The sequence below is a fragment of the Shinella sp. M31 genome (genome assembly GCF_049199205.1).
In the GTDB taxonomy this organism is placed as follows: Bacteria; Pseudomonadota; Alphaproteobacteria; order Rhizobiales; family Rhizobiaceae; genus Shinella.
Genome location: NZ_JBLZPH010000072.1, coordinates 31,264 through 47,165 on the forward strand (window position 1 = coordinate 31,264; position 15,902 = coordinate 47,165).

Sequence of the window (15,902 nt, forward strand, 5' to 3'; positions counted from 1 at the left end):
TTAAACTAAACGCATGCCCGCCGCGTCGAAATAGAGCGGCTGCGACGGTTGGATCCGGATGGTCTCGCCGCCCCTGAGCGGCGTATGGGCGTCGGTGACGGTAATGAGGTCGTGCCGCTTGAAGGTAAGGTGCAGGCGCGTCTGGTCGCCGAGATGCTCGACGCGCTTGACCAACGCCTCCTCACCCTCGCCCTGCGCGATGTGTTCGGGTCGAAGGCCGATGCTTTTTGCACCCGGCGGTGCACTGGCAAAGAGATCGGCCGGCAACACATTGATGCGCGGTTGACCGAGACGCGTCGCGGCATAGACGCTGACGGGATGTTCATAAACCTCGCGCGGCGAGCCGAATTGCACAAGCCTTCCCGCATTCAGCACGCCGACATGGGTCGCCATGGTCATCGCCTCGATCTGGTCATGGGTGACATAGATGAGCGTCGCGCCGGACTTGGCCTGGATGCGTTTCAATTCGATGCGCAGGTCTGCCCGGAGCTTGGCATCAAGCGAACTCAGCGGCTCGTCCATCAGAAAGACCTCCGGGTTGCGGACGAGCGCGCGGCCAATGGAGACGCGCTGCATCTCGCCGCCGGAAAGCGCGGTCGCCTTGTTGTCCAGCTTGTGGGCGATCTGCAAGACCTCGGCAACCTCCTTCACCTTCCTGTCGATCGCCGCCTGCGGTGTCCTGAGAAGCGGCGACTTCAGGGGAAACTCCAGGTTCTGGCGAACCGTAAGATGGGGATAGAGCGAATATTGCTGGAAGACCATGGCAACGTTGCGCTCTGCCGGGGACAGGCCTCGCATCGACCGGCCGCCGATGGTGACCGCGCCGCTGTCGGGCGCATCGAGGCCGGAGACCATGCGCAGCGTCGTCGTCTTGCCCGCGCCCGTCGGGCCAAGCAGCACGACGAAGGATCCGTCCGGCACCCTCAGCGAGACATTGTCGAGCGCGACCGTGCCGCCAAAGGTCTTCGTCACGTTTTCGAGGGTGACTTCAGCCATGTCCCAGCACTCCTTCATTGGCTTCGGAGACGAGCGCCTTGCCGTTTTCCGCGTCGAACAGCGAAAGCGTTCGCTCATCGAAATCGAGGCCGACCAGCTCCTCCTCGCGCACCGTCTGGCCGGAGGAAATGCGCGCCTTCAGATCGCCATGCGCCGTCGAGAGCGTGACGATCTGCGTCGTGCCGAGATATTCGATGGCCACGACGCGGCCGCGATACGGCGCATCGTCGCGGAATTTGACATGCTCGGGGCGAACACCCAGCGTCAGCCGCCCGGCACGGCCTTCGCGCACTGCGGGAACCCTGACCCTGACGCTTCCAAGGTCGACACCATCGCCGCCGATACCGATCATGCCTTCGAAATCCAGGAAATTCATCGAGGGAGAGCCGATGAACTGGGCGACGAATTTTGTCGCCGGCCAGTCGTAGATCTGCTGCGGTTTGCCGAATTGCTCGACGATGCCGTGGTTCATGACGACGATCTTGTCACCCATCTGCATCGCCTCGAGCTGGTCGTGCGTGACATAGACGGTGGTGGCGCCCATGCGGTCGTGCAGCGCACGCAGCTCTTCCGCCATGTGCTCGCGAAATTCGGCATCGAGCGCGCCGAGCGGCTCGTCCATGAAGAAGGCCTTCGGCCGGCGCACGATGGCGCGACCGAGCGCCACGCGTTGGCGGTCGCCGCCCGAAAGACCGCCGACCGGCTTGTCGAGGATATGCTGGATCCTGAGGATGCGGGCGACCTCGGCAATGCGCGTCGCCACTTCCTCACGTTTCATGCCCTGGCTGACCAGCGGATAGGAGATGTTCTTGCGCACGTTCATGTGCGGGTAGAGCGCGAACATCTGGAAGACGAAGGCAATGTCGCGCTGGCTGGCCGGCTTCATGCCGACCTCCTCGCCGTCGATGAAGATCTCGCCCGAGGTCGGCAGTTCGAGGCCGGCCATCATGCGCAGCGTCGTCGTCTTGCCGCAGCCGGAGGGGCCGAGCAGCATGAAGAATTCGCCGTCTTCGATGGTGAAGCTGGAGGAGCGCACCGCGGTGAAGGCGCCGAACTCCTTGCGGATGTTTTCGATTCTGATCTGCGCCATCGGCCTACTCCGGGAAATGGCTGACGACGATGAACATCACCGTGCCCAGCAGGGTTATGACGAAGGACCAGGAATAGAGCGCCAGCGCGAAGGGCTGCATGAGCATGACGACGCCGGCGGCAATCAGCACCGAGGCCAGCATCTCCCAGGCGCCCCGCCTGAAATGCATGAGACCGTTGAAAAATCGTGTCATTTGCGGACGGCTCCGAAGGTGATGCCGCGCAGGAGATGTTTGCGCAGAAGGATGGTGAACACCATGACCGGCACGAGGAAGAGCGTCGCGCCCGCCGCCACGGCCGGCCAGTCCTGACCGCTGACGCCGATGATGGTGGGAATGAAGGGCGGCGCCGTCTGGGCATTGCCGGAGGTCAAGAGCACGGCGAAAGCATATTCGTTCCAGGCGAAGATCAGGCAGAAGATCGCGGTGGAGGCGATGCCGGTCGCCGCCTGCGGCAGCACGACTTTGTAGAAGGCCTGGAAGCGGGTGTAGCCGTCGATCAGCGCCGCTTCCTCGTATTCGATCGGGATTTCGTCGATGAACCCCTTAAGCAGCCAGACGGACAGCGAGAGGTTCACCGCCGTATAGAGCAGGATCATGCCGGCATGAGTGTCGCTCAGCCCGAGCGAGCGGAACATCAGGAAGATCGGGATGGCGACGGCGATCGGCGGCATCATGCGCGTCGATAGGATGAAGAACAGAAGGTCATCCTTGAGCGGCACCTTGAAGCGCGAGAAGGCATAGGCCGCCACCGTACCAAGCACGATGCAGAGCACCGTGGAGCCGAAGCCGATGATCACCGAATTGGTGAAACGCTCGGCAAAGCGCGAGGGGCCGGAGATGACGAGCCCGTCCTTGCGCACGAGCTTGTCATACCAGGTGATGGGCTCGCCGAGCGCCTGGAGCTGTTCCGCCGAAAGGCGGGTGCGGGTCGTGAAGACGTTGACATAGCCCTCCACCGTCGGCGTGAAGAAAGTCTTCGGCGGATAGGCGATGGCGTCGGACGGGCTCTTGAAGCTCGTCGCGATGATCCAGACGAGGGGCAGGATGGTGATCAGCGCATAAAGCACGACCAGGGAGCCGGCGAACCATTTCTGCCGGAGCGACGGCTCGGTGACGGAGTAGCTGCTCATCGTTGTTTCACCTTGTTGAGCGCCTTCACATAGATCGAGGCGAGGCCGAAGACCGTGACGAAGAGGATGACGGCATAGGCCGAGGCATAGCCGGTGCGCCATTTCTCGAAGGCTTCACGCTTGAGGTTGATCGAGGTGAGCTCGGTGATCGAGCCTGGCCCGCCGCCTGTCAGCTGCACAACGAGGTCGAACATCTTGAAGTTCTCGATGCCGCGGAACAGCACGGCGAGCATCAGGAAGGGCAGGACGAGCGGGATGGTGATCGTCCAGAATTGCCGCCACTTGCTGGCGCGATCGCACTCGGCCGCCTCGTAGATGCTTCCCGGAATGGAGCGCAGGCCCGCCAGGCAGATCAGCATGACGAAAGGTGTCCACATCCAGGTATCGACGATGATGATGGCCCAGGGGGCAAGCGACACGTCGCCGATCATCGAGAAGCTGGAGGGGTCCGCGCCGGTCAGGAAGCCGACCGCATAGTTGAAGAGGCCGATCTGCGGCTGGTAGAGAAAAGTCCAGAAATTGCCCACCACCGCCGGGCTCAGCATCATCGGCAACACGATGATCGTGGTCCACAGGTCGTTGCCGCGGAACTTCTTGTTGATGAGATAGGCGAGCGTGAAGCCGATCAGGACCTGGAGCACGATGGTCCAGATCAAGAAATGGGCCGTCGCCTGCATGGTCAGCCAGATATCCCGATCGGACAGGACGTTCAGATAGTTTTTCAGGCCGACGAACTCGACCTCTGCATTGGGCCGGTTGACCCGGAAATTGGTGAAGCTCAGCCGGATCGTCCAGATGAGCGGGAAGATATTGATCGCCAGCAGCAATACGATCGTCGGCGCGACGAAGAGCCAGGCGAGCGCCCGGTCGGATAGGCCGTGCATGCGTCTGGCGATGGCATGCGGCGTCGCCTCGGCGACCCGGTCCACGGATGATTTCAGCATTGGTATTCCCCTAGAAAAGCGTGGGCGGCGGCAGAGCCGGGATAAATCCCCGGCTCCGGCCGCGCCGTGGCCCGCTGGGAGGCGCGGGCCCGGCCGATGGCGTCAGTATTTGCCTTCGTCGTCGAAGACCTGCGTCCAGTCCTTTGCCAGACCATCGAGCGCATCCTTGGCTGTGCCCTGTCCGGCAACGACATAGTCGTGGAAGCGCTTCTGTGCGGCCTGCAGCAGCGAGGCGTAGCTCGGCTCGGCCCAGAAGTCCTGCACGATGGCCATGGAATCGAGGAAGGTCTGCGCATAGGGCTGGCTGGTCGCAAAGCCGGGATCCTCAACCACCTTCAGGAGCGCCGAGTAACCGCCCATCTGCCACCATTTCTGCTGAATTTCAGGCTGCGCGAACCACTTGATATAGGCGAGCGCATCCTCCTGCTTCTGCGAGGAGGAGACGACCGAAATGCCCTGCCCGCCGAGCTGCGCATAAGCGGCACCATCCGGGCCTGCCGGGTTGGGGAAGTAACCCGACTTTTCTCCGCCGACATTGGCGTCGGCATTGATGCCCGGCCAGGTGAAGGCGAAGTTCATATGCAGCGCGACCTGACCCGACTTGTAAGCGTCGATGTCCTCGGACATGTAGGCGTCGGAATGGCCGGGCGGCGTGCAGCAATCGTAGAGCTCCTTGTAGAACTCCAGGCCCTTTACCGCGTCCGCGGAATTGACATAGCCTTCCAGTTCATAAGGCTTGTCCGGATTTTCGTATTTGAAGCCGAAGCTGTAGAGCACGTCCATGACGCCCATGGTGATGCCCTCGGAACCGCGTTCCGTGTAGATCGCCGCGCCATAGACCGTCTTGCCGTCGATCTCGCGCTTCTGAAAGAACTGGGCGATGTCCTTCAGTTCGCCGAAGGTCTTCGGCACGGCCAGATCGCGGCCGTATTTCTCCTTGAATTCCGCCTGAAGCTCGGGACGGGAGAACCAGTCCTTGCGATAGCTCCAGCCAACCACATCGCCGAAGGCCGGCAGCGCCCAGTAGTTGGGTGAGTTCTTCGGCCATTCGGCATAGCCGACGACGGTCGCCGGAATGAAGTCGCTCATCTTGATCCCTTCCTTGTCGAAGAAATCGTTGAGCTTGACGTATTGGCCGTTCTCCGCCGCACCGCCGATCCACTGGCTGTCGCCGATCATCAGGTCGCAGAGCTTGCCGCCGGAGTTGAGTTCATTGAGCATGCGATCGGCGAAATTCGGCCACGGCACGAATTCGAACTTCATCGTGATGCCGCTCTTAGCCTCGAAATCCTTGCTGAGTTCGACGAGCGCATTGGCCGGATCCCAGGCGGCCCAGCACAGCGTCAAGTCCTTGGCGCTGGCCTGACCCGGATTTGCGACGCCGGCGGCCAGAAGCGCGCCGAAAGCGGCCAGTGATCTCATATGGCTAAATGTCATGGCGGGGACCTCCTCCCTCGCCTTCCGACCCCATCGGAAGGCTGAAAACGCCCTTTTGCGGGCACCTGACGCGGTAAACCTCCCGGCGGGCCTGTTCTCCCCCGCGCCGCCTGTGTGGCTGGGCCGTTCCTCTCGGCTACCACGGTGAAAATCATATTGAGGTGCGCACCTCAATGCAAGCGAATTTTGAGGTGCGCACGTCAATTCTTGATTTTCGCCTGCTTTTGTTGGAGAGATCGGAGAAGAATCACGCAGTCGCAAAAGAGAGTGCAGCATGCGGCCCACCGCAAAAGACCTGGCAGAAGCCGCGGGCGTAAGCCTTGCGACCGTCGACCGCGTCCTCAATGAGCGGCCGAATGTCAGCCCGAAAGCCGCAAAGAGGGTTGCTGAGGCCATCGAGCGTATCGGCTTTGTGCGCAATCCCGCTGCCGTGGCGCTGGCGCGCAACAAGACCTATCGCTTCCGCTTTGTTCTGCCGACGTCCGGCGACCAGTATCTCGCCGAACTCATTGCCCGTGTCGGCGAGGCGAAGGAAGCGCTCCGGGCCGACGCCACCGAGGTCGAAGCCGCGCGGATCCCGATGAGCGATCCGCACCATGTCGCCAAATACCTCTCGGCCATCGACAGCGAAGCGCTGGACGGCGTCGCGGTGATGGCACCGGAATCGCCGCAGGTGCGTGACGCGCTCGTGCGCCTCGTCGAGCGCGGCGTGAAGGTCGTGCAGTTCCTGTCAGGCCAGGAGCGGCTGGAGCGCGCCGATTATGTCGGCGTCGACAATTTCGCGGCCGGAGCGACGGCAGGCAAGATTGCCGGGCGCTTCGTCGCCGCACGACCCGGCAAGATTATGGTCGTCGCCGAAACCATGATGGCACTCGACAGTATCCAGCGCCGCCTCGGCTTCGACAGCGTGATCAACAGCCAGTTCCCGCATCTGGAAAGCCTGCCGTCGCTGGAAACCTATGCCGACGAAAAACGCGCCGACCTCATAATCCGGCGCACCTTGGAGCACAACCCCGACATTCTCGCCGTCTATGTCCTCAGTGCAGAAGCGCGTGTCCCGCTGACCGCCATCTGGAACGCCCAGGAAGCCCGCCCCCTGACCGTCATCGCGCACGAGCGCACACCCTTCAGTGAACAGGCACTGATGGACGAGCGCATCGACGCCGTCATCGCGCAGGATCCCGGCCATGCCGTGCGCAGCGCTCTGCGCATCATGCGCGCCCGCTCCGACCATCGTGAACTGCTCGCCTCGCAAGAGCGCCTCCGCATCGAAATCCTCCTCAAAGAGAACCTTCGCATGGATTGACCCGCGTCCGGTGGGCCGTCACAGGCGCCGCTTCGCCAGCATCGAGCGAGACAGGACGACGACGACACCAATGACCACAGTCGCGGCGATGAACAGGAAGGCGGCGGCGGCGATGGCGGGGCTGATATTCTCGCGGATCGAGGAGAACATCTGCCGCGCCAGCGTGCGCTGGTTGGGGCCGGCGACGAAAAGCGTCAAGACCACTTCATCGAGCGAGGTCGCGAAGGCGAGCACGGCGCCCGAGAGCACGCCGGGCATGGCGAGCGGCAGCGTGATGCGGCGGAACACCGTGATCGGCGCCGCGCCAAGGCTCTGCGCGGCCAGCTCCACCCGTTCGTCGATGCCCGCCAGCGCCCCGGTGACGCTGACCACCACGAACGGCACGGCGACGACCGTGTGGGCGATGATCACGCCGAGATAGCTGTTCGTGAGGCCGAAACCCGCCAGCAGCACCTGCATGCCGACGCCGAGCACAACGGCCGGCACCACCATGGGCAGCAGGAAGAGCGTGCGCATCGTGCCGCGAAAGAGGATGAGCCGGTTGCGCAGGCCAAGCGAGGCCGCCGTACCGAGAACGGTGGCGAGCAGCGTCGTGCCGGTGCCGATGATCAGGCTGTTGACGATGGCGCGGCGCCAGGCGTCGGCGAAGAACAGCTCCTCGAACCAGCGCAGCGACCAAGACGGGATCGGATAGGTGAGGATGACGCTCGAGGTGAAGGCGAGCGGCAGGATGGCGATGAGGGGTGCCACGAGAAACAGGATCGTCAGCGTGGCGAAGGTGGCTTTGGCGATTTTCATCGGCATGGTCAGCGCCTCCCCGGTTCTTCGCTGGAGAGCCGTGCATAGACGCTGTAGAGCACGAGCGTTGCGACGAGCAGCACCATGCCGAGCGCGCCGGCCATGCCCCAGTTTGCAGAACCGGTCGCATAGAAGGCGATGATCGACGAGATCATCTGGTCGCCCGGCCCGCCGATCAGCGCCGGCGTGATGTAGTAGCCGATCGCCGAGATGAAGACGAGCAGGCCGCCGGAGGCGACGCCGCGCAGGCTGAGCGGCAGGAGCACGCGCAGGAAGGCGCGCAGCGGCGACGCACCGAGCGAGGCGGCGGCCGGCATCAGGTTCTTCGGGATGGTGATCAGCACGGAATAGATCGGCAGAACCATGAAGGGCAGGAGCACATGGGTCATGGCGATGATGACGCCGGTGCGGTTGAAGATCAGCGCCAGCGGCGAATGGATGATGCCGAGCGTCAGGAGAAGGTCGTTGATCAGACCCTTTTCCTGCAAGAGGATGAACCACGCGGCGGTGCGCACGAGAAGCGAGGTCCACAGCGGCAGGAGCACCGCACCGAGCATCAGGTCGCGCTTCCAGCCGTCGAGTGACGCCGCGATGATCGCATAAGGGAAGCCGATCAGGGCGCAGAAAAAAGTGACGAGCCCGGCGATCCAGAAGGTGCGCGCGAGGATCACGCTGTTGACCGACTGGTCCGGCGGCAGATGTTCGATCTCGCCGGCGGCATTGCGGCCGAAATCGACGGCGGCCAGCAGGTTGCGGTCGGTATAGGGCGACAAAGCATCGGCGATCGCCAGCCAGAATTCCGGCTTTTCCCAGCGCTTGTCGATTGAGACGAGATCGGCGGGCGGGTTTGCCGTGTCGTCGAGCGCGCTCGTCGTCTTGCCCATCAGCGTGCGGAAGCCGGAGCGGGCGCTGTTGAGGCGGCGCACCATGTCGCCGAGCGCCTGGTCGTCGTCAACGGCTTTCAGGTCCTCCATCAGCGCCGTCTGCATGGCGGCCGACGGCGGCGACTTGCGGTCCCAGTCGGCGAGAACCTCGGCGCTGCGCGGCAGAAGCTTGAGCACGGCGGGATCCGACACGGCCTGCGACATCATGCTGAACAGCGGCCAGACGAAGAAGCCGATGAGAAAGAGAAGCAGCGGCGCCAGCAGAAGGAACGATCGCCCGGTGCGGGATGAGGCTGCACTCATGGCGCGATGACCCGGCAGTCGCCCGCCGAAAAGGCCGCGAAGACCTTGGTGCCGGGCGGAAACTCGCGCGACCGGCGGCCGAGCTTGGCGATCATTGGCTGCGTCGCATTCTGCAACTGCACGCGAAGATGATCGCCCTGGTAGACGCTATCGGTGACTTCTGTTTCCAGCACATTGCGCGCCTCGCCGCGCGTCTCGCTGAGATCGACGCGTTCCGGGCGGATGGAGAGAAAGACCGGCTGGCCGGAGGCGACGGTGCCCGATACGGCGGAGACGATCTGCGCGCCGGAGGGAAGCCGCACGGTGGCCTCCTGCCCCTGCACGGCTTCCACGACACCCTCGACAAGATTGGTCTCGCCGATGAATTCAGCAACGAAGCGCGTCGCCGGCTCGTCATAGACTTGCCGCGGCGTGCCGATCTGCTCGATCCGGCCCTTGTTGAAGACGGCGACCCGGTCCGACATGGTGAGCGCTTCGGACTGGTCATGCGTGACGAAGACGATGGTCAGGCCGAGACGGCGATGCAGGTCGCGGATATCGAGCTGCATCTGCTCGCGCAGGTTCTTGTCGAGCGCGCCGAGCGGCTCGTCCATCAGGACGACGCGCGGCTCGAAAACGAGTGCACGGGCGAGCGCCACGCGCTGCTGCTGGCCGCCGGAGAGTTGAGAGGGGCGCCGGTCGGCAAGGGCGGAAAGCTGCACCATATCAAGCGCGCGCTTGACCCGCTCGCCAACCTCCGCCTTGCCGATGCCGCGCATCTGCAAGGGAAAGGCTATGTTTTCGCCGACGGACATGTGCGGAAAGAGCGCATAGCTCTGGAAGACCACGCCCATGTCGCGCTTGTGCGTCGGCACGGCATTGATGGCGGTTCCGTCGAGCAGGATGCTGCCCGAGGTCGGCTGCTCGAAGCCGGCAAGCATCATCAAAAGCGTCGTCTTGCCGGAGCCGGAGGGGCCGAGCAGGCTGACGAACTCGCCCTTCTGAATGCCGAGGTCGAGATTTTCGACCACGCAGAGCGGGCCATAGAATTTGGTGATGCGGTCAAATCGAATGAATTCGGCCAAGGGATCACTCCATCGAACGGATGGCGCCGGGAGGAGAACCCCCTCATCCGGCCTTCGGCCACCTTCTCCCCGAAGGGAGAAGGGGAAATGGAACGTCTGCGGTCATCCCCTCCTCGCCACCGGGGAGAAGGTGCCGACAGGCAGATGAGGGGGTCTCATCCGCACCGCACGGCGCCGCAGATGCCCCTTACTGCGCCAGCCAGGCGTTGAAGCGGGCCGTCAGCGTTTCCGCATTGTCGATCCAGAAATCGACATTGAGCGGGATCGAGTCCGTCATGTTGGCGGGATCGGTCGGCAGGTCCTTGGCGAATTCCGCCGGCACCTTGGAGGCCGCTTCCTTGTTCGGCAGGCCGTAAGCTACGAATTCCGGCAGCTTGGCCTGGTTTTCCGGCAGGCTGGCGAAGGCGATGAAATCCTGCGCGGCGTCCTTGTTCTCGGCGTCCTTCAGCACGACCCAGCTGTCGACGGCATAGATGCTGCCGGGGAAGACGACCTTGAAGTGCTTGCCTTCCGAACGGTTGATGCCGGTGATACGGCCGTTATAGGCCGAGGTCATGGCGACTTCGCCCGACGCCAGGAATTGCAGCGGCTGCGCACCGGATTCCCACCAGACGATGTTCGGCTTCAGCTCGTCGAGTTTCTTGAAGGCGCGGGCGACGCCCTCTTCCGTGCCGAGCACGTCATAGACCTCGTCCTTCGAGACGCCGTCGGCGAGCAGCGCGAATTCCAGCGTGTATTTCGGGCCCTTGCGCAGCGAACGCTTGCCGGGGAACTTTTCGACGTTCCAGAAGTCTGCCCAGGAGGTCGGGCCTTCCTTCAACTTGTCGCCGTCATAGGCGATGGCGGTCGACCAGACGATGGCGCCGACACCGCAGTCATTGACGGCGCTGTCGAGGAACTTGTCCTTGCCGCCCATCTTGTCCCAGTCGATCTTCTCGTAGAGGCCGTCGGCGCAACCGAGCGCCAGCTCTTCGGCTTCCACCTGCACGGCATCCCAGTTCGGGGCGCCGGCCTTGACCTTCGACTGGATCACGCCAATGCCGCCGTCCCAGGCTTCGTCGAGCACCGGCTTGCCGAGCTTTTCGGAAAACGGCTTGAAGTAGATGTTGCGCTGGGCGTCCTGATAGTTGCCGCCCCAGGACACGACGGTCAGGTCGCGCGCAAATGCGGGCACAACGATGCTGGCCGACAGGACGATGGCGGCGGCCGCCAGAACACCCGATTTCAGAATTGTCTTCATGGTACTCCCCTTTTCTTCATTGTGATGGAGCCCTGGGCTCCGATGACGATCTCACGCGGGCCGCTTACCCCGCCGTTTGCGGCATCGGCTGCGGCCTCACCGGTCGTCGCGCCCTTTCCCCTGGGCGTTCGGCCGATTGATGCATTCCGGTCATTGCCGGTCAACGGGGATTTTTCCCCTTTTGACCCTTGTCAGACGTGCTGGCCTCCATTGATATGGATTTCCGCGCCGTTGATATAGGAAGACTGCTCGGTGCAAAGGAAATGGATGGTCTCCGCGACTTCGCGCGGATCGCCCAGCCGTCCCATCGGCACTTCCGCCGCCACCAGCTCGTCCGTTCCCGGCGAGAGGATCGAAGTTTCGATTTCGCCCGGCGCGATGGCATTGGCCCGCACCCCGCGCTTGCCGAATTCATGCGCCATTTCGCGCGTCAGCGAGCCCAGCGCCGCCTTGGACGCCGCATAGGCGACACCTGCAAAGGGATGGACACGCGTTCCGGCAATCGAGGTGACGTTGACGATCGAGCCCTTGGCCGCTTCGAGCTCGGGCATGAGCGCGCGGGCAATCAGCGCCGTCGAGACGACATTGACGTTGAGTACCTGCGTCCAGACATCAGCATCCGTGCCCATCACGCCGAGGCGGCTCTTTCCCGGGCCCTTCGGCGAGATGCCGGCATTGTTGACGAGCGCATGGAGCTTGCCGTTCGGCAGGCGCTCGCGCACGGTTGCGGCAAGACGGTCGATCTGCGAGAGATCGGCAAGATCGGCCTGGATATGGCTTTCGCGGGCGGAGGGCCAGGCGCATTCTTCGGAAAAGGCCTGACGGGAAACGGTGAGGATGCGCCAGCCCTTCGACTGGAAGAGCTTGACCGTCGCATGGCCGATGCCCCGGCTCGCTCCCGTCAGCAACATGTAGCGGCGTTCTTCGGTCATGCAGGGCGATCCTTTTTGATGCTTGATACATCGTAATCGGCGGCCCGCGAATTGCAAGCCTCCTCTTTTAACCCGCTTCAGGCCCGCAACGGCTCCCGTTCCGTGCCGCGCTCGATGCGCTCGAGGATCGGTTTTCCGCCGAGCAGGATATCATCGACGATGGCCATGGCGGCAGCGGGCGAGTCGTGCCGTTTCAGCGCCTCGACGACGGGATAATGATGGTCGATCATCGCCCGGCCGCCGGCCAGATAGGCATCGGAAATGTGCGGCCCCATCTGCAGCCAGAGCCGGCGCAGGATGGTGGTAAGCACCGGCAGGCCGGCAATCTGCGGCAGCATAAAGTGGAAGGCCTGGTTGAGCTGCGTGCCCTTCAGACGGTCGCCGTCGGCGATCGCCTGCTCGTTGTCCCGCAAAATCTGCTCCATCGCCAGGATATCGGCGCTCGTCGCCACCTGTGCAGCGGTTTCGGCGGCCAGCCCTTCAAGGCGCACGCGGATGGTGCGGATTTCACGGTAGCGCGCCTCGCTCAAGCCGGCGATGCGGATGTCGCGCGGCGAGCGGAAGGTGACCGCTTCGTCATTGGCAAGACGCAGGATCGCGTCGCGGATCGGCGTGACGCTGGTGCCGAACTGCTCGGCGAGATCGCGGATCTTCAACCGGTCGCCCGGCTGGAAGCGGCCCTGCATCAGCGCATCGCACAGCGCAGCATAGACCACGCTGTTGAGGTTCTCATATTCCAGTGTCGCGAATTCGGGCATGGAACTGGTCCGCAAAATCGAATAACAAGATACTTGATGCATCTTTTTTGACGTGTTTCAAGTATGAGCCGCTGCCGCATGCATTCTCGGGGGAAGAAGTGCCTGTGGCAACGGTGCTCAAAGCGCTGTCGACAGCGCTGGAAACCGTCGTGGACGAACCCGCGGGAAACCGCCAGAACGGAGCAAGCATGACGGAGCCAGCGACCGCCGCCCATAAACAGGACTCCCAAAAACCGGATTCTATGTCGGCGACCTGGAGCGTGACTGCGATCGAGGACGCCGAAGCGGCCGTCGCCGATGTCTACGGGCTTGTCGGCGCGGTGAAGCGGCTTTCCAGCGAGCGCGACGAGACTTTTCTCTTCAAGCGCACCGACGGCACCGACTTCATCCTGAAGATCGCCAACCCGGCCGAAGATCCGGCCGCGCTGGAGTTCCAGGATAGCGCCCTGCTACATCTCGAAGCCGTCGCGCCCGCCGTGCCCGTGCCGCGGCTGGTGCCGACGCTGTCGGGCGAGCCGAGCCGCACGCTTTCCACGTCGGACGGCCCGCGTATCATGCGCCTGCTCACCTTCCTCGACGGCGAGCTGCAATACCGCACCCAGACTTCCGAAGCGCAGAGCCGCAATGTCGGGCGCTCCCTTGCCGAACTCGGGCTTGGCCTCAAGAACTACGACGGCCGCCCGCCCGAGGGAAAGCTGATGTGGGACATTTCCCACACGCTCGATCTGCAAGCCGTCGTGGGCGACGTGGCGGAAGAGCGCCGCGCGCAGGTGGAAGCGGTGCTTGCCGAATTCGAGAGGTCGCTGCCGGCCATCGCAGCCCTCGAGCGCCGGCAGATCATCCACAACGACTTCAACCCGCACAACATCCTGCTCGATCCGGCGGAGCCGACGACGGTCGTCGGCATCATCGACTTCGGCGACATGGTGCATGCGCCGTTGATCAACGACCTCGCCGTCGGCATCTCCTATCACATGGCCACCGACAACTGGGCCGCCCGCACCGGCGCCTTCCTCGACGGCTTCCTTTCCGCGCGCCCGCTGCTGCCCCCTGAAGTCGAACTGCTGCCTCTCCTCATGCGCTGCCGCCTCGCAATGTCGATCATCATCGCTGAATGGCGCTCGGCGCGCTTCCCGGAAAACCGGGCCTATATCATGCGCAACCACGCCACCGCCTGGCGCGGCCTGCGGAATATTGCCGATCTCACTCCCGCCGGGCTGAAACGGCTCGCGCCCAACCTGACCGAGGCCTGACCATGTCGATGGTGAATGCATTTTCGCGCGACGATTTCGAACGGCTGAGCGATGCCGAACAGGCGCTGATCGCGCGGCGGGAAAAGGTGCTCGGCCCGGCCTACCGCCTGTTCTACGAAAAACCGCTGCATCTGGTGCGCGGCGAAGGCGTCTTCCTCTACGACACCGCGGGCGAAAAATATCTCGACGCCTATAACAATGTTGCCTCGCTCGGCCATTGCCACCCGCGCGTGGTGGAGGCGATCACCAGCCAGACCGCCGTGCTCAACACCCATACGCGCTATCTGCACGAGGGCATCGTCGACTATGCCGAGACGCTGACGGCGACATTCCCAGCGGCGTTGAGCCAGGCAATGTTCACCTGCACTGGCAGCGAGGCGAACGACCTTGCCGTGCGCATCGCCCGCTACGTCACCGGCGGCACCGGCATCATCTGCACCGATCTCGCCTATCACGGCCTGACGGGCGCGGTCGCCGAATTCTCGCCGTCGCTGGGTGAATCCGTCACGCTCGGCCCGCATGTGCGCACCGTGGCGGCACCCGACAGCTACCGCCATTCGCCCGAGGAGGTGATGGAGAAATTCGGCCGCGACGTCCGCGCCGCCATCGCCGATCTCAAGCGCCACGGCATCAAGCCGGCCATGCTGATCACCGATACGATCTTCTCCAGCGACGGCATCTTTGCCGGCCCCAAAGGCTTCCTGAAGCCGGCCGTGGACGCCATTCATGAAGCCGGCGGCCTGTTCATCGCCGACGAAGTGCAGCCCGGTTTCGGCCGTACCGGCGAGACCATGTGGGGTTTCGAGCGGCATGGCGTGGCGCCCGACATGGTGACGATCGGCAAGCCGATGGGCAACGGCTATCCGATGGCCGGCATCGTGCTGCGTCCCGAGGTGATCGCCGACTTCGGCCCGCGCGCCCGCTACTTCAACACGTTCGGCGGCAATCCGGTTGCGGCGGCAGCCGGCAAGGCGGTGCTCGACACCATCCGCATCGATGGCCTGCAGCAGAATGCACTTGAGGTCGGCAATTATCTGATGGATGGCCTGAGGGCGCTTGCCTGGCGCTATCATGCCATCGGCGACGTACGCGGATCGGGCCTGTTCATCGGCGTCGAGATTGTCGCCGATCCTGCCGCAAAAAGCCCGGACGCGGCACTGACGACCCGCATCGTCAACGGCCTGCGCGAACGCCGCATCCTCATTAGCGCGTCCGGCCCGCGCGCCAACGTGTTGAAGATCCGCCCGCCGCTCGTCTTCTCGCGTGAGAACGCCGACACGCTGATCGACGCGCTCGCCGATGTTCTGACGACGCTTTAAACAGAAAGGGCGAGGCCGCCTGTGCAGCCTCGCCCTCCAAAAAACCGCTTTAAAGAACTCAAACGAGCGCGGTGACCTGGATTTCGACCAGCAGTTCCGGCGCGGCAAGGCGGGCCTCGACGGTGGCGCGGACCGGCAGGTTGTCCTTGTCGACCCACTGATCCCAGACCTCGTTCATCTGGCTGAAATGCGCAATGTCGCGCAGCCAGATATTGGCGCTGATCAGCTTGGCCTTGGAGGTGCCGGCCTCGGCGAGCAAGCCGTCGATCTGGGCGAGGATATCGCGGGTCTGGGCGACCGTGTCGGCACCGTCGCCAGTCACGCCAGCCGTGGTGACGATGCCGTTGACGACGACGGCGCTACAGAACCGCTTGCCGGGCTTGATACGCTTGATCATGAAAAGTCTCCCATGGTTATGATCAGAGAATGGTTTTGCCGAAGGCCGAC

At 63.5% G+C, this 15,902-nt stretch carries 16 protein-coding genes; 3 read left to right on the plus strand and 13 right to left on the minus strand.

Translation table 11 applies throughout. The features are described 5' to 3' along the window. The 6 genes from ACOZKU_RS11175 to ACOZKU_RS11200 form a co-directional block, all read right to left on the minus strand. Complete coding sequence (locus ACOZKU_RS11175; RefSeq protein ID WP_421578922.1) at positions 1–996, minus strand: ABC transporter ATP-binding protein; 996 nt, start codon at positions 994–996, stop codon at positions 1–3. After that, the gene (locus tag ACOZKU_RS11180) at positions 989–2,086 is read right to left on the minus strand and encodes an ABC transporter ATP-binding protein (RefSeq protein WP_421578923.1); all 1,098 of its coding nucleotides are present in this window, start codon (positions 2,084–2,086) and stop codon (positions 989–991) included. Before ACOZKU_RS11180 ends, ACOZKU_RS11175 begins: the two co-directional genes overlap by 8 nt. Positions 2,087–2,090: 4 nt before the next feature. Beyond that, positions 2,091–2,279 (minus strand): hypothetical protein, encoded by a 189-nt coding sequence (locus ACOZKU_RS11185; RefSeq protein WP_421578924.1) that lies wholly within the window; start codon positions 2,277–2,279, stop codon positions 2,091–2,093. Beyond that, positions 2,276–3,217, minus strand: a complete 942-nt coding sequence (locus ACOZKU_RS11190) for a carbohydrate ABC transporter permease (protein WP_421578925.1) — start codon at positions 3,215–3,217, stop codon at positions 2,276–2,278. The genes ACOZKU_RS11185 and ACOZKU_RS11190 overlap by 4 nt, the downstream gene beginning before the upstream one ends. Further along, positions 3,214–4,161, minus strand: a complete 948-nt coding sequence (locus ACOZKU_RS11195) for a carbohydrate ABC transporter permease (RefSeq protein ID WP_421578926.1) — start codon at positions 4,159–4,161, stop codon at positions 3,214–3,216. Before ACOZKU_RS11195 ends, ACOZKU_RS11190 begins: the two co-directional genes overlap by 4 nt. Positions 4,162–4,263: 102 nt before the next feature. Then, a complete protein-coding gene (locus ACOZKU_RS11200) occupies positions 4,264–5,583 on the minus strand; it encodes an ABC transporter substrate-binding protein (protein ID WP_421578973.1) in 1,320 nt (439 codons plus the stop codon). Between the two features lie 289 nt (positions 5,584–5,872). Between ACOZKU_RS11200 and ACOZKU_RS11205 the strand changes: the two genes are divergently transcribed. After that, the gene (locus ACOZKU_RS11205; RefSeq protein WP_421578927.1) at positions 5,873–6,904 is read left to right on the plus strand and encodes a LacI family DNA-binding transcriptional regulator; all 1,032 of its coding nucleotides are present in this window, start codon (positions 5,873–5,875) and stop codon (positions 6,902–6,904) included. Positions 6,905–6,922: 18 nt separating this feature from the next. On the opposite strand, the gene ACOZKU_RS11210 is transcribed toward ACOZKU_RS11205, so the two are convergent. From ACOZKU_RS11210 to ACOZKU_RS11235, 6 genes are all read right to left on the minus strand, one after another. Beyond that, the gene (locus tag ACOZKU_RS11210) at positions 6,923–7,708 is read right to left on the minus strand and encodes an ABC transporter permease (RefSeq protein WP_421578928.1); all 786 of its coding nucleotides are present in this window, start codon (positions 7,706–7,708) and stop codon (positions 6,923–6,925) included. 2 nt (positions 7,709–7,710) lie between these two features. Then, positions 7,711–8,889, minus strand: coding sequence for an ABC transporter permease (locus ACOZKU_RS11215; protein WP_421578929.1), 1,179 nt, complete (start codon positions 8,887–8,889; stop codon positions 7,711–7,713). Then, a complete protein-coding gene (locus ACOZKU_RS11220) occupies positions 8,886–9,953 on the minus strand; it encodes an ABC transporter ATP-binding protein (RefSeq protein WP_421578930.1) in 1,068 nt (355 codons plus the stop codon). The genes ACOZKU_RS11215 and ACOZKU_RS11220 overlap by 4 nt, the downstream gene beginning before the upstream one ends. A gap of 187 nt (positions 9,954–10,140) precedes the next feature. Next, a complete protein-coding gene (locus ACOZKU_RS11225; protein WP_421578931.1) occupies positions 10,141–11,193 on the minus strand; it encodes an ABC transporter substrate-binding protein in 1,053 nt (350 codons plus the stop codon). Between the two features lie 191 nt (positions 11,194–11,384). Beyond that, entirely contained in the window at positions 11,385–12,125 is a 741-nt protein-coding gene (locus ACOZKU_RS11230; protein ID WP_314088693.1) for an SDR family oxidoreductase, read from the minus strand. Between the two features lie 77 nt (positions 12,126–12,202). Then, positions 12,203–12,883 carry a GntR family transcriptional regulator gene (locus tag ACOZKU_RS11235; protein ID WP_421578932.1) on the minus strand — a complete coding sequence of 227 codons (681 nt, stop codon included), beginning with the start codon at positions 12,881–12,883 and terminating at the stop codon, positions 12,203–12,205. A 188-nt stretch (positions 12,884–13,071) separates the two neighbouring features. On the opposite strand from ACOZKU_RS11235, the gene ACOZKU_RS11240 reads away from it, so the two are divergent. Both ACOZKU_RS11240 and ACOZKU_RS11245 read left to right on the plus strand, forming a co-directional pair. Beyond that, positions 13,072–14,136, plus strand: a complete 1,065-nt coding sequence (locus ACOZKU_RS11240) for a phosphotransferase (protein ID WP_421578933.1) — start codon at positions 13,072–13,074, stop codon at positions 14,134–14,136. A gap of 2 nt (positions 14,137–14,138) precedes the next feature. Continuing rightward, a complete protein-coding gene (locus tag ACOZKU_RS11245) occupies positions 14,139–15,455 on the plus strand; it encodes an aspartate aminotransferase family protein (protein ID WP_421578934.1) in 1,317 nt (438 codons plus the stop codon). Positions 15,456–15,513: 58 nt separating this feature from the next. Here the strand turns inward: ACOZKU_RS11245 and ACOZKU_RS11250 are convergent, their stop codons facing one another. Continuing rightward, the gene (locus tag ACOZKU_RS11250; protein WP_314088702.1) at positions 15,514–15,852 is read right to left on the minus strand and encodes a RidA family protein; all 339 of its coding nucleotides are present in this window, start codon (positions 15,850–15,852) and stop codon (positions 15,514–15,516) included. Positions 15,853–15,902 lie beyond the last annotated feature (50 nt).

What these genes read in the sequence shown, in the direction of transcription:
- ACOZKU_RS11175 (WP_421578922.1), bottom strand. Translation starts at nt 996, where the DNA reads ATGGCTGAAGTCACCCTCGAAAACGTGACGAAGACCTTTGGCGGCACG.
- ACOZKU_RS11180 (WP_421578923.1), bottom strand. Translation starts at nt 2,086, where the DNA reads ATGGCGCAGATCAGAATCGAAAACATCCGCAAGGAGTTCGGCGCCTTC.
- ACOZKU_RS11185 (WP_421578924.1), bottom strand. Translation starts at nt 2,279, where the DNA reads ATGACACGATTTTTCAACGGTCTCATGCATTTCAGGCGGGGCGCCTGG.
- ACOZKU_RS11190 (WP_421578925.1), bottom strand. Translation starts at nt 3,217, where the DNA reads ATGAGCAGCTACTCCGTCACCGAGCCGTCGCTCCGGCAGAAATGGTTC.
- ACOZKU_RS11195 (WP_421578926.1), bottom strand. Translation starts at nt 4,161, where the DNA reads ATGCTGAAATCATCCGTGGACCGGGTCGCCGAGGCGACGCCGCATGCC.
- ACOZKU_RS11200 (WP_421578973.1), bottom strand. Translation starts at nt 5,583, where the DNA reads ATGAGATCACTGGCCGCTTTCGGCGCGCTTCTGGCCGCCGGCGTCGCA.
- ACOZKU_RS11205 (WP_421578927.1), top strand. Translation starts at nt 5,873, where the DNA reads ATGCGGCCCACCGCAAAAGACCTGGCAGAAGCCGCGGGCGTAAGCCTT.
- ACOZKU_RS11210 (WP_421578928.1), bottom strand. Translation starts at nt 7,708, where the DNA reads ATGCCGATGAAAATCGCCAAAGCCACCTTCGCCACGCTGACGATCCTG.
- ACOZKU_RS11215 (WP_421578929.1), bottom strand. Translation starts at nt 8,889, where the DNA reads ATGAGTGCAGCCTCATCCCGCACCGGGCGATCGTTCCTTCTGCTGGCG.
- ACOZKU_RS11225 (WP_421578931.1), bottom strand. Translation starts at nt 11,193, where the DNA reads ATGAAGACAATTCTGAAATCGGGTGTTCTGGCGGCCGCCGCCATCGTC.
- ACOZKU_RS11230 (WP_314088693.1), bottom strand. Translation starts at nt 12,125, where the DNA reads ATGACCGAAGAACGCCGCTACATGTTGCTGACGGGAGCGAGCCGGGGC.
- ACOZKU_RS11235 (WP_421578932.1), bottom strand. Translation starts at nt 12,883, where the DNA reads ATGCCCGAATTCGCGACACTGGAATATGAGAACCTCAACAGCGTGGTC.
- ACOZKU_RS11240 (WP_421578933.1), top strand. Translation starts at nt 13,072, where the DNA reads ATGACGGAGCCAGCGACCGCCGCCCATAAACAGGACTCCCAAAAACCG.
- ACOZKU_RS11245 (WP_421578934.1), top strand. Translation starts at nt 14,139, where the DNA reads ATGTCGATGGTGAATGCATTTTCGCGCGACGATTTCGAACGGCTGAGC.
- ACOZKU_RS11250 (WP_314088702.1), bottom strand. Translation starts at nt 15,852, where the DNA reads ATGATCAAGCGTATCAAGCCCGGCAAGCGGTTCTGTAGCGCCGTCGTC.